Here is an 11938-nt window from a genome sequence, read left to right on the forward strand (position 1 = left end):
CCACGGTCGTGGCTCACGGCAAGCACGACAAGGTGCGCATCTTCAAGATGCGTCGCCGCAAGCACTATCAGAAGCATGGCGGTCACCGTCAGGCTTTCACGGAACTGCAGATCGGCGCGGTCAGCGCCTGAGTCTGACAGTCACTCACCACTAGGAGTCAGAACATGGCACAGAAAAAGGGCGGCGGTTCCACCCGAAACGGCCGTGATTCGAAGCCGAAGATGCTCGGCGTCAAGGTTTACGGCGGGCAGACCGTGCCGGCCGGTTCGATCATCGTGCGCCAGCGCGGCACCAAGTTTCATGCTGGCACCAACGTCGGCGTGGGCAAGGATCACACGCTGTATGCGCTGGTCGATGGCGAGGTCAAGTTTGCCGTCAAGGGCCCGCTGAACCGCCACACGGTCAGCGTCGTCGGCGCCTGACGGACGCGGTCGCGCCCGCGACCCGTCCAGCGAAGCCCCGGCTCGCCGGGGCTTTGTCGTTTCCGGGGCCGCACTACCATTCGGTCCTCTGTCCAGCACCATGAAGTTCGTCGACGAAGCCACCATCGATGTGATTGCCGGCAATGGCGGCAACGGCTGTGCGAGCTTTCGCCGCGAGAAGTTCATTCCGTTCGGCGGGCCCGACGGTGGTGACGGCGGGCGGGGCGGGAGCGTGTTCGCCGTCGGCGACCGCAACCTCAATACGCTGATCGACTTCCGCTATGCGCGCCGCCACGAGGCTCGCAACGGCGAAGCCGGCCGCGGCTCCGACCAGTACGGCGCGGCGGCCGACGACATCGTGCTGCGCATGCCGATGGGCACCATCATCACCGATGTCGACACCGGCGAGGTGATCGCCGAGTTGCTCGTGCCCGGCGAGAAGGTGCTGCTGGCCAAGGGCGGTGACGGGGGCTTCGGCAATCTCCACTTCAAGAGCAGCACCAACCGCGCCCCGCGGCAGAAGACGCCGGGCTGGCCTGGCGAGCAGCGCAAGCTCAAGCTGGAATTGCGCGTGCTGGCCGACGTGGGCCTGCTGGGCATGCCCAACGCCGGCAAGTCGACGCTCATCGCGGCAATCTCGAACGCCCGGCCGAAGATCGCCGACTACCCGTTCACCACGCTGCATCCCAATCTCGGCGTGGTGCGCGTGGGCCCGGAGCAGAGCTTCGTCGTGGCCGACGTCCCCGGCCTGATCGAGGGTGCCGCCGAAGGTGCGGGCCTGGGTCACTTCTTCCTGCGCCACCTGCAGCGCACCCATCTGCTGCTGCATGTGGTCGACCTCGCGCCGTTCGACGAATCGGTGGATCCTGTCGCACAGGCACGGGCAATCGTCGCCGAACTGAAGAAGTACGACGCGGCGCTGCATGCCAAGCCGCGCTGGCTGGTGCTCAACAAGCTCGACATGGTTCCAGAGGAGGAGCGTGCGAAGCGCGTCAGCGAGTTCGTGCGCCGCCTCCGCTGGAAGGGCCCGGTTTTCCAGATCTCCGCGCTCACTCGCGAAGGCTGCGAGCCGCTGGTGCGTGCGGTCTACGAGCATGTGGCCAAGCTGCGCAACGTGACGCCCGATGATCCGGATCCGCGCTTCGCGCCGACCGATGAAGACCGGGGTGCGCCGTGAGCCAGGCACTCGCGGGCGCGCAGCGCATCGTCATCAAGGTGGGTTCGAGCCTGGTCACCGACGAGGGTCGCGGCGTGGATGCCCGCGCGATCGGTGACTGGTGCCGCCAGATGGCGAAGCTGGCCCGAGAGGGGCGCGAACTGGTGATGGTCTCGAGCGGTGCCATCGCCGAGGGCATGAAGCGCCTGGGCTGGGCGACTCGGCCGAAGGAAGTCCACGAGTTGCAGGCGGCTGCAGCGGTCGGACAGATGGGCCTGGCGCAGATCTACGAATCGAAGCTGCGCGAGCAGGGCATGGGCAGCGCGCAGGTGCTCTTGACTCACGCCGACCTCGCCGACCGCGAACGCTACCTCAATGCCCGCTCGACGCTGCTGACCCTGCTGTCCCTGCGGGTGCTGCCGGTGATCAACGAGAACGACACCGTCGTCAACGACGAGATCAAGTTCGGCGACAACGACACGCTCGGGGCGCTGGTGGCCAACCTGCTCGATGCCGACGCCCTGATCATCCTCACCGACCAGCAAGGGCTGTACACCGCCGATCCGCGCAGGGACCCGGCGGCCACGCTCGTGCAGGAGGCGCGCGCCGGCGACCCGGAACTCGAACGCATGGCCGGCGGCGCCGGCTCGAGCATCGGCCGTGGCGGCATGCTCACCAAGATCCTCGCCGCCAAGCGCGCCGCGGGCAGCGGCGCCAGCACGGTGATCGCCTGGGGTCGTGAGCCGGACGTGCTGTTGCGCCTGGCCGGAGGCGAGGCGATCGGCACGGCCTTGATCGCCGCCACGCCGAAGCAGGCCGCGCGCAAGCAGTGGATGGCCGATCATCTTCAGCTGCGTGGCGCGGTTGTCGTCGATGCGGGGGCCGCGACGAAGGTCTGTGCAGAGGGCAAGAGCCTGCTTCCGATCGGCGTGATCGACGTGCAAGGCGAGTTCCACCGAGGCGACGTGATCGCCGTTCGCTCGGCCGAAGGGCAGGAGATCGCCCGCGGCCTGGCCAACTACAGCAGCGCCGAGGCGCGCCTCATTGCCCGCAAGCCGTCGAGCGACTTCGAGCGGCTGCTCGGCTACAGCGCCGAGCCGGAGATGATCCACCGCGACAACCTCGTGCTCGTCTGAGCCGGGGACTGCGGCGAATCAGTCCTCGCGTTCCGCCGGGGGCTCCTCGTGGCCCGGCGGTTCGTCGTGCCTGACCTCGTCGACGCGATGGTGCGGGCGCAGACCCGAGCGCAAATAGCGGTTGTGGTGGTGCGCGCGAGGCAGGAAGCGCGCGAGTTCGGTCAACGCCATCTGGTAGACGCCACGCTTGAAGTCGATCACCACCTCGAGCGGCACCCAGTAGTCGTTCCAGCGCCAGGCATCGAACTCCGGGTGATCGCTGGCGCGAAGGTTCATGTCGCTGTCACGGCCGACGAGCTGCAGCAGGAACCAGATCTGCTTCTGGCCCTTGTAGTGCCCACGTGCATCGCGGCGGATGTAGTGTTCGGGCACCTCGTAGCGCAGCCAGTCGCGCGTGCGCGCGACGATGCGGACATGCTCGGGTCTCAGCCCCACTTCCTCGTGGAGCTCGCGGAACATCGCCTGCTCAGGCGTCTCGCCGTGCTTGATGCCCCCTTGCGGGAACTGCCAGGAATGGGTCCGTATGCGTTTGCCCCAGAAGACCTGGTTCTTGTGGTTGAGCAGGATGATGCCGACGTTGGGTCTGAACCCCTCACGGTCGAGCATAATCAACCCCGAATTCTGCTAGTTCAAATCATTATTGCATCGGCATGACGGGCTTCAACCCCTTGGGTTTCCCGCATCCCCGCCCGATGACGCCTCCATGAAAGCCACCCAGTTCTTCGTCTCCACCCTGAAGGAAGCGCCGGCGGATGCCGAGGTCGTGAGTCACAAGCTGATGATGCGCGCCGGCCTGATCAAGCGGCTGGGCGCGGGCATCTACAACTACATGCCGATGGGCCTGCGCGTGATCCGCAAGGTCGAGCAGATCATCCGCGAGGAGATGAACCGCGCCGGCGCCGTCGAATTGCTGATGCCGGTGGTGCAGCCGGCCGAGCTCTGGCAGGAAACGGGCCGATTCGAGAAGATGGGCCCTGAGCTGCTGCGCGTGAAGGACCGGCACGAACGCGACTTCATCATCCAGCCGACCTCCGAGGAAGTCATCACCGACATTGCCCGCCAGGAGCTGCGCAGCTACCGCGCCCTGCCGAAGAATTTCTATCACATCCAGACGAAGTTCCGCGACGAGCGGCGGCCTCGTTTTGGTGTGATGCGCGGGCGCGAGTTCACGATGAAGGACGCCTACTCCTTCGACCGCGATGTCGAGGGCGCCGGCCGCAGCTACCAGCAGATGTACGACGCCTACGTGCGCATCTTCGAGCGCCTGGGCCTGCGCTTTCGCGCCGTGGCGGCCGACACCGGCGCGATCGGCGGCGACCGCTCGCACGAATTCCAGGTGATCGCCGACACTGGCGAAGACGCGATCGTCTACTGCCCCGATTCCGACTACGCCGCCAACATCGAGCTGGCCGAGGCGCTGCCGCCCAAGGCGCCGCGCGCTGCCGCCACGCAGCCGCTGCGCAAGACGCCCACGCCGGGCAAGAGCACCTGCGAAGACGTGGCCGCGCTGCTCGGCCTGCCGCTGCAGCGCACGGTCAAGTCGCTGGTGCTGGCCACCGACGAGCGCGATGCGGCTGGCGACGTCGTCAAGACGACCGTCTGGCTTCTGCTGGTGCGCGGCGACCATCAGCTCAACGAGGTCAAGGCCGGCAAGCTGCACGGCCTGAACCACGGCTTCCGCTTCGCGACCGTGGCCGAGATCGAGAGCCACTTCGGCTGCAAGCCGGGCTACCTCGGGCCGATCGGCACGGCCAAGCCGGTCAAGGTGGTGGCCGACCGCACGGTGGCGGCGATGAGCGACTTCGTCTGCGGCGCCAACGATGCCGACTTCCACTACACCGGCGTGAACTGGGGCCGCGACCTGCCCGAACCTGACCTGGTCGCCGACATCCGCAACGTCGTCGAAGGCGAGCCCTCGCCCGACGGCAAGGGTGTCCTCGCGATCCAGCGCGGCATCGAGGTCGGCCACGTATTCTTCCTCGGCACCAAGTACAGCCTGGCGATGAACGCCACCTACCTCGACGAGAGCGGCAAGCCGCAGCTCATGCAGATGGGCTGCTACGGCATCGGCGTCACGCGCATCCTTGGAGCGGCCATCGAGCAGGGCCACGACGAGCGCGGGATCGCCTGGCCCGATGCCATGGCGCCGTTCACCGTGGTGATCTGCCCGATCGGCTACGACCGCAGCGCCGACGTGAAGGCCGCCGCCGACGGCCTGCACGACGAACTCGCGGCGATGAGCATCGACGTGATGCTCGACGACCGCGGCGAGCGCCCCGGCGCCATGTTCGCCGACTGGGAACTCATCGGCATCCCGCACCGTGTCGTGGTCTCCGACCGCGGCCTCAAGGAAGGCCGCGTCGAGTACCAGGGCCGGCAGGACACGCAGGCCACGCCGCTGGCGGTGGGCGAGGTGACGGCCCACCTGAAGGGCGTGCTGCAGCGATGAGCATGCGGCGCCGGCTGCTGCTGGCCGGCGTGATGGCGCCCATGGCGACGGCGATGCCCGGGCTCGCCCGGGCCGGCGCGCAGGTCGAGGAGCCGCTGGCCGACTCGGTGCGTGGCGCGCTCTCCGCCGCGATCGCCAACAGCGCGCCTCCCAGGCCGGCGTTCGACACCATCGACGCGCGCCTGGCCTACCTGCGCTGGCTGGGCGCCATGAGCACTCGGCTGCAGCGCCGCAAGGCCGAGCACATCACGCGGGTCGAGTTTCTCGAGACGCTGTGGTACGAGAGCAAGCGTGCCGGCCTCGAACCCGCACTGGTGCTCGGGTTGGTACAGGTGGAAAGTGGCTTTCGCAAATACGCGATCAGCTCGGCCGGCGCGCGCGGCTACATGCAGGTGATGCCGTTCTGGACGCGCCTGATCGGAGACGGTGATCCCGCCAGCCTGTTCCACATGCAGACCAACCTGCGCTTCGGCTGCGTGATCCTGCGCCACTACCTCGAGGTCGAGCGCGGCGACATGTTCATGGCACTCGGTCGCTACAACGGCAGCCGCGGCCGCGCGCCGTATCCGAACGCCGTGTTCGGCGCGCGCAAGGCCTGGCTACACCCCGACGGCTGAATCAGCCGGCGCCGAGCCCGCCCCAGGATTTCGGCGCGGCTTCGCCGACGCCGAGCAGCGTGAGCACGCGCTCGACGCTGTCGTTCACCAGGTCGTCGATGCTGGACGGGCGGTGATAGAAGGCCGGCAGCGGCGGGAACACCACCGCACCCATCTCGGTGGCGGCCGTCATGTTGCGCAGGTGGGCGAGATTAAAGGGCGTCTCGCGCACCATCAGCACGAGGCGCCGGCGTTCCTTGAGCGTGACGTCGGCGGCGCGGGTGAGCAGGTTGTCCGCCATCCCGTGCGCGATCGCTGCGAGCGACTTCATCGAGCAGGGTGCCACCACCATCGCCTCAGTGGCGAATGAACCGCTGGCGATCGCGGCACCGACGTCTCCCGGCGAGTAGGCGACCTCGGCCAGTGACTCGAGTGCCCTGCGGTCGAGTCCGAGCTCGTGGTGCACGTTGAGCACGCCAGCCGGGCTGGCCACGAGGTGGGTCTCTCGCCCGGCCTCGCGCAGCCGGTGCAGCAGCCGCACGGCATAGACGGCGCCGGTCGCGCCGGTGATGCCGACGACGACGCGCCGCGTGCCGGTCATTCGGCCAGCAGCGGCTGCAGTTCGCCCGACTCGTACATCTCCATCATGATGTCGGAGCCGCCGACGAACTCACCCTTCACGTACAGCTGCGGGATCGTCGGCCAGTTGGCGTATTCCTTGATGCCCTGGCGAATCGCTTCGTCCTCGAGCACGTTGACGGTCTTCAGCTCGTTCACGCCGCAGGCCTTGAGGATCTGCACGGCGCGGCCGGAGAAGCCGCACATGGGGAACTGCGCGGTGCCCTTCATGAAGAGCACGACTCGGTTGTTCTTGACGATCTCGTCGATGCGGGTCTGGACGTCGCTCATGGTCGGGGTCGGGCAGGAATCGGACAGAGCCCGAGGTTATACGGCATGCGCGCCGCCTCGGCCGCAGGGCTGGATCAAGGCCCCGCAGCTGGGCGAGGTTCAGAACGAGTAGCTGGCGCCGACCTGCAGCACGGGCGTCAGACGGAGTTCGCGCACCAGATCGTCGAAGCCCTGGTAGCTGCCGGATCGACCCAGCCGGATGGCGTTGCCGGCCCCCAGGGCCATCAGGCCAAAGTCGGCACTGAAGCTCCAGCCGCTGCGGCCGCCGAGGCCGCTGTAACCGATGCCGACATAGGGCAGGGCGCCCGGCTCGCTGCGCAGATCGGCGAAGGGGCCGCGGTCGTAGCCGAGATTCCCGGCACTGCCGCCGGGCTGACCGGCCCACAGCGTGGGGCGCGGGCCGACGACGAGGCCGCTGGTGGCGCGCAACACGCTGGCGCGGCCGTCATCGGAAAGCGAACGGGCGAACAGGTAGTCGCCCATGACACTCAGGCTGCGCGGCTTGAGCCCCTGGCTGTCCGTCTCGCCGAAGCCGGCGCGCCACAGCGGCGCCGGCTGGCTGACCGCCAGCCGCGCCTGCCAGCGTGCCCAGGTCACGCTGTCGTCCTGCCACTTCAGGCCGTCGCCTTGCCCGGCCATGACCGGCGTGGCAAGCAGCAGCGAACTGGTGAGTACCCACTTGGCAGTCTGCATGATCAGCTCCTCGTGAAGTGCTGGATTCATGCTACGCCGCAACCGGCCGCTTGTGCGGGCACAGCCCCCCCTGGGCGTGGTGTCATGGCCACTTCCGCCAAGAAGCCACGCTTTCCGGCGACGCGATCGCGCCACAGTGCTGGGTCAAGGCTGGCGGCGCCCGCCGGTGCACCGCGGCTGCCCGCCGAGATCCTGTCGGGTCTGGACGTCGGTGAAGCCCGCGGAACGCAGCAGTCCTCGAACCGCCTCGCCCTGATCGAAGCCGTGCTCGAGCAGCAGCCAGGCGCGAGGGCGCAGGTGTGTCCCGGCCCCGGCGACGATCTCGCGCAGCGCCTCCAGCCCGCTCGGCCCCGGCGTCAGCGCAGCGATGGGCTCGGCTGCCAGGGCCCCCAGGTGCGCATCGCCAGCGGCGATGTAGGGCGGGTTGGAAAGCGCCAGATCGAACTTCCGGCCCGGCAGCGCAGACCACCAGCTTCCCTGTACCCACTCGACGGCCAGCCCGAGCCGCCGCGCATTGGCCTGGGCCATGGCCAGCGCATCGGCGCTCGCGTCGCTGGCGGTGAGCGTGGCGGCAGGGCAGTCGTGCTTGACGGCCAGCGCAATGGCCCCGCTGCCGGTGCCGAGGTCGACGACCGAAGGGCGCTCGATGCCAGCCAGGTCGTGACGCAGCAGTTCCACGGCCCAATCGACCAGCACCTCGGTATCCGGCCGGGGCACCAGCACCCGCGCATCGACCTGCAGGGCCAGGCCGTGGAACTCCTTCTCGCCGAGCAGGTAGGCCACCGGCTCGCCATGGCGCCGCCGGTTCACAAGGGCGTCGAACTGCGCCTGCTGCCGGGCCGGGAGCGTCTCGTCGTCATGAGCCAGCAGCCAGGCGCGGTCGCGGCCGATCACGTGGCCGAGCAGAAGTTGTGCGTCGAGGCGGTCCAGCCCGGCCAACCGTGCCGCACCGATGGCCTCGCGCACCGTGCTCACTGGCCGCTTTCCAGCGCCGCCAGCTGCTCGGCAGCCTGTGCCGCCTGCAGCGCATCGATGACTTCGTCCAGATCGCCATCGATGATCGCCTGCAGGCGGTACAGCGTCAGGTTGATGCGGTGGTCGGTCAGCCGTCCTTGCGGGAAGTTGTAGGTGCGGATGCGGTCGCTGCGGTCGCCGCTGCCGATCAGCCCTTTGCGCGTGGCTGCTTCCTTGGCGGCACGTTCGCTGCGTTCCTTGTCGCGCAGGCGCGCCTGCAGCACCGCCATCGCCTTGGCCTTGTTGCGGTGCTGCGAGCGGTCGTCCTGGCACTCGGCGACCAGGCCAGTGGGCAGGTGGGTGATGCGGATCGCGCTGTCGGTCTTGTTGACGTGCTGGCCGCCGGCGCCGCTGGCTCGGAAGGTGTCGATGCGCAGGTCCGCCGGGTTGAGGGTGATCTCTTCGGCCTCGTCGGGCTCCGGCAGCACGGCCACGGTGCAGGCGCTGGTGTGGATGCGCCCTTGCGCCTCGGTGGCCGGCACGCGCTGCACGCGGTGGCCGCCCGACTCGAATTTCAGCCGACCGTAGACACCCTCACCCTCGATGCGGATCACCACTTCCTTGTAGCCGCCGAGCTCGCTGGGGCTCTCGGACATGAGTTCGGTGCGCCAGCCCCGGCGCTCCGCGTGGCGCAGGTACATGCGCGCCAGGTCGCCGGCGAAAAGCGCGGATTCGTCACCACCGGTGCCGGCGCGGATCTCGACGAAGGCGTTGCGCGCGTCGTCGGGGTCGCGAGGCAGCAGCGCCGCCTGCAGTTCGCCGAGCAGGCGGTCGATGTCGGCGCGCGCCGCAGCGATCTCCTCCTGCGCCATCGCGGCCATCTCGGGGTCGTCGAGCATGTCCTGCGCCGCCGCGAGATCACGCTCGCGCTGCTCGAACAGGTGGAACCGATCCACCAGCGACGACGCTTCCGCATGCTCGCGCGTGAGCTCGCGGAAGCGCTTCATGTCGACGGCGATGCGCGGGTCGGCGAGCGTGGCGTCGAGCTCAGCGAGGCGAAGGGCGAGTCGCTCGAACTGCTGGCGGAAGGACTCTTTCATCGGAACGGCTGAGGCGGAGAGGGCGGTGCCCTGCGTGCACCGGCGATAGGGCCGGCCTGCGCGGCCGGCGGCGTCTCAGCGTGTCGCTAACCGCGCTCGTCGGCGGGGTCGCGCGGGTTCTGGCGCAGGAACAGCTTGGAGACGGTATGCGCCAGCTGCAGGCGCTGCGAGGCATCCGCCGCGTGCAGTTCTGCCATCGTGCCGTGCAGCATCTTCTGCGTCAGGCCTCGGGTGAGCGCCTCCAGCACCGCGTCGACGTCGGCGCCCTTGGCGAGCATCTTGCGCGCGCGGGCGATCTCGGCGTGGCGCCAGTCGTCGGCCTGCTGGTGCAGCGCCTTGATCAGCGGCACCGCCTCCCGCTCGCCGAGCCAGTGCTCGAAGCCCTGCACGCCGTGCTCGATGATCGCCTCGGCCTGCTGCACGGCGGCCTGGCGCTTCTCGCCGGCGGTCTGCACCAGCGCCGACAAGTCGTCGACGGTATAGAGATAGACGTCGGACAGGCGGGCCACCTCGGGCTCGATGTCGCGCGGCACGGCCAGGTCGACCATGAACATCGGGCGACGCTTGCGGGCCTTGATCGCACGCTCGACCGCGCCCAGGCCGATGATCGGCAGGGTGCTCGCGGTGCAGGACACCACGATGTCGTAGTCGGCCAGGCGCGCCGGCAGATCGGACAGGCGAAGCGCCTCGGCGCCGAAGCGGCCGGCAAGCTTCTCGCCGCGCTCCAGCGTGCGGTTGGCCACCGCCAGCGCCTTCGGCATGCGCGCCGCGAAATGGGTCGCGACCAGCTCGATCATCTCGCCGGCGCCGACGAACAGCACCTTGGTCTCGCGCAGGTCTTCGAACAGCTGCGACGCCAAGCGAACCGCGGCGGCGGCCATGCTGATCGAGTGCGCGCCGATCTCGGTCGAGGTGCGCACCTCCTTGGCCACCGCGAAGCTGCGCTGGAACATCTGGTGCAGCGTGGTGCCGAGCGTGCCGGCAGAATCGGCCTCGCGCACAGCCTGCTTCATCTGGCCGAGGATCTGCGGCTCGCCGAGCACCATCGAATCGAGCCCGCTGGCCACGCGGAAGGCATGGCGCGCCGCCTGGCTGCCCTCGAACACGTAGGAATGCTGGCGCAGCGTCTGGCTGCTCACGCCGCCGAGCTGGGCCAGCCAGTCCACCGCCGGGGTCAGCAGCGACGGGTTCGCGCCGACGTAGACCTCGGTGCGGTTGCAGGTGGAGACGATCGCGACCTCGCCGGTGCGCTGCAACCGCTCGCGAAAGGCCTGCAGGGTGGGCACGAGCTGCTCGGGCGCGAACGCGAACCGGCCGCGCAGATCGACCGGCGCGGTGGTGTGGTTCAGCCCGAGGGCGAAGACGCTCATGCGCGGATTATAAAATTCCGTTCCCGTGGCCCGGGATCATTCCAGTGGCCGGCTGTACGAGCTTGATCACCATCAAGCTGCGGCGCATCTTCCCACGATCCTTCCGCCTTGGCGAATGGGCCCCCTCGACGCTCTCTGGCACCTGCTGAACTTCTTCGCCCCGGCGCTGGGCGTCGGACTGATCACGACCGCTCTTGCGCGGCTGCTGTGGCGGCGTGAACTGCGCCGGATCGCCTTCGCCCGGCTGGCCGGCTGGGCCATCGGCGGCTGTGCGCTGGGGCTGCTGGCCGCGCTGGTGATCTTCGAGCGCGACGGCAAGATGGCCGGCTACGCGCTGATGCTCGCCTGTGGCTCGCTCACCTTGTGGTGGGCAGGCCTGCGCGGTACGCGGACCTGACCGGTCAGGCCGCGACGGTTTCTGCCGTCACCACCTCGCCGCGCAGCGAGTGCGGGTAGGCCCGCGTGATGCGCACGTCGATCATCTCGCCGACCAGGCGCGCCGCGCCCGCGAAGTTGACGATGCGATTGCACTCGGTGCGGCCCATCAACTCGGCAGGATCCTTGCGCGAGGGGCCCTCGACCAGGACGCGCTGCAGCGTGCCCACCCGCGACTCGCCGATGTGCCGCGCGTTGGCCTCGATGGCCGCCTGCAACTGCTGCAGGCGCTGAAGCTTGACCGCCTGCGGCGTGTCGTCGGCGAGGTTGGCCGCCGGCGTGCCCGGCCGTGCGCTGTAGACGAAGCTGAAGCTGCTGTCGAAGCCGATGTCCTCGATCAGCTTCATCGTGCGCGCGTGGTCGTCCTCGGTCTCGCCGGGGAAGCCGACGATGAAGTCGCTCGACAGGCTGATGTCCGGCCGCACCGCGCGCAGCTTGCGGATGGTGCTCTTGTATTCCATCGCGGTATAGCCGCGCTTCATCGCCATCAGGATTCGGTCGCTGCCGTGCTGCACCGGCAGGTGCAGATGGTTCACCAGCTGCGGTACGCGGGCGTAGACGTCGATGAGGCGCTGCGTGAACTCGTTCGGGTGGCTGGTGGTGTAGCGGATGCGCTCGATGCCGGGGATCTCGGCCACGTACTCGATCAGCAGGGCGAAATCGGCGATCTCGCCGCTGATGCCCATCGCGCCGCGATAGGCGTTGACGTTCTGGCCGA

General features: G+C 68.8%; 15 protein-coding genes. 7 read left to right on the top strand and 8 right to left on the bottom strand.

Translation table 11 applies throughout. From position 1 onward, the window contains the following. The 4 genes from AB7U92_RS11300 to proB all read left to right on the top strand — a co-directional run. A partial coding sequence (locus tag AB7U92_RS11300) for a bL21 family ribosomal protein (protein ID WP_428576433.1) occupies positions 1 to 131 on the top strand: 131 nt, incomplete at its 5' end. Between the two features lie 33 nt (positions 132 to 164). Further along, entirely contained in the window at positions 165 to 422 is a 258-nt protein-coding gene (gene rpmA / locus AB7U92_RS11305) for a bL27 family ribosomal protein (protein WP_428576395.1), read from the top strand. A 100-nt stretch (positions 423 to 522) separates the two neighbouring features. After that, a complete protein-coding gene (gene cgtA / locus AB7U92_RS11310) occupies positions 523 to 1599 on the top strand; it encodes an Obg family GTPase CgtA (protein ID WP_428576398.1) in 1077 nt (358 codons plus the stop codon). Further along, a complete protein-coding gene (gene proB, locus AB7U92_RS11315; protein WP_428576401.1) occupies positions 1596 to 2714 on the top strand; it encodes a glutamate 5-kinase in 1119 nt (372 codons plus the stop codon). The genes cgtA and proB overlap by 4 nt, the downstream gene beginning before the upstream one ends. A gap of 18 nt (positions 2715 to 2732) precedes the next feature. On the opposite strand, the gene AB7U92_RS11320 is transcribed toward proB, so the two are convergent. After that, entirely contained in the window at positions 2733 to 3320 is a 588-nt protein-coding gene (locus tag AB7U92_RS11320) for an RNA pyrophosphohydrolase (protein WP_428576404.1), read from the bottom strand. Positions 3321 to 3417: 97 nt separating this feature from the next. Between AB7U92_RS11320 and AB7U92_RS11325 the strand changes: the two genes are divergently transcribed. Further along, on the top strand, positions 3418 to 5163 hold the full coding sequence (locus AB7U92_RS11325) for a proline--tRNA ligase (RefSeq protein WP_428576407.1): 1746 nt from the start codon (positions 3418 to 3420) through the stop codon (positions 5161 to 5163). Next, positions 5160 to 5780 carry a lytic transglycosylase domain-containing protein gene (locus AB7U92_RS11330; RefSeq protein ID WP_428576409.1) on the top strand — a complete coding sequence of 207 codons (621 nt, stop codon included), beginning with the start codon at positions 5160 to 5162 and terminating at the stop codon, positions 5778 to 5780. The genes AB7U92_RS11325 and AB7U92_RS11330 overlap by 4 nt, the downstream gene beginning before the upstream one ends. A gap of 1 nt (position 5781) precedes the next feature. On the opposite strand, the gene AB7U92_RS11335 is transcribed toward AB7U92_RS11330, so the two are convergent. The 6 genes from AB7U92_RS11335 to hemA form a co-directional block, all read right to left on the bottom strand. Further along, a complete protein-coding gene (locus AB7U92_RS11335) occupies positions 5782 to 6360 on the bottom strand; it encodes a UbiX family flavin prenyltransferase (RefSeq protein ID WP_428576412.1) in 579 nt (192 codons plus the stop codon). Beyond that, positions 6357 to 6668, bottom strand: coding sequence for a Grx4 family monothiol glutaredoxin (gene grxD / locus AB7U92_RS11340; protein WP_428576415.1), 312 nt, complete (start codon positions 6666 to 6668; stop codon positions 6357 to 6359). Before grxD ends, AB7U92_RS11335 begins: the two co-directional genes overlap by 4 nt. Positions 6669 to 6767: 99 nt before the next feature. Beyond that, the gene (locus tag AB7U92_RS11345; protein WP_428576417.1) at positions 6768 to 7361 is read right to left on the bottom strand and encodes a hypothetical protein; all 594 of its coding nucleotides are present in this window, start codon (positions 7359 to 7361) and stop codon (positions 6768 to 6770) included. 144 nt (positions 7362 to 7505) lie between these two features. Next, positions 7506 to 8336, bottom strand: coding sequence for a peptide chain release factor N(5)-glutamine methyltransferase (gene prmC, locus AB7U92_RS11350; RefSeq protein ID WP_428576420.1), 831 nt, complete (start codon positions 8334 to 8336; stop codon positions 7506 to 7508). Further along, on the bottom strand, positions 8333 to 9415 hold the full coding sequence (prfA, locus tag AB7U92_RS11355; RefSeq protein ID WP_428576423.1) for a peptide chain release factor 1: 1083 nt from the start codon (positions 9413 to 9415) through the stop codon (positions 8333 to 8335). The genes prmC and prfA overlap by 4 nt, the downstream gene beginning before the upstream one ends. Before the next feature lie 86 nt (positions 9416 to 9501). Next, complete coding sequence (gene hemA / locus AB7U92_RS11360) at positions 9502 to 10785, bottom strand: glutamyl-tRNA reductase (RefSeq protein ID WP_428576426.1); 1284 nt, start codon at positions 10783 to 10785, stop codon at positions 9502 to 9504. Between the two features lie 115 nt (positions 10786 to 10900). Here hemA and AB7U92_RS11365 point away from each other — a divergent pair, with 115 nt between their 5' ends. Continuing rightward, positions 10901 to 11182 carry a hypothetical protein gene (locus tag AB7U92_RS11365; RefSeq protein ID WP_428576428.1) on the top strand — a complete coding sequence of 94 codons (282 nt, stop codon included), beginning with the start codon at positions 10901 to 10903 and terminating at the stop codon, positions 11180 to 11182. Between the two features lie 4 nt (positions 11183 to 11186). Here AB7U92_RS11365 and AB7U92_RS11370 read toward each other — a convergent pair. Further along, positions 11187 to 11938: MiaB/RimO family radical SAM methylthiotransferase (locus AB7U92_RS11370; RefSeq protein WP_428576430.1), on the bottom strand; the 752-nt coding region annotated here is incomplete at its 5' end.

Source organism: Piscinibacter sp., assembly GCF_050175855.1.
Classification (GTDB): domain Bacteria; phylum Pseudomonadota; class Gammaproteobacteria; order Burkholderiales; family Burkholderiaceae_C; genus Piscinibacter.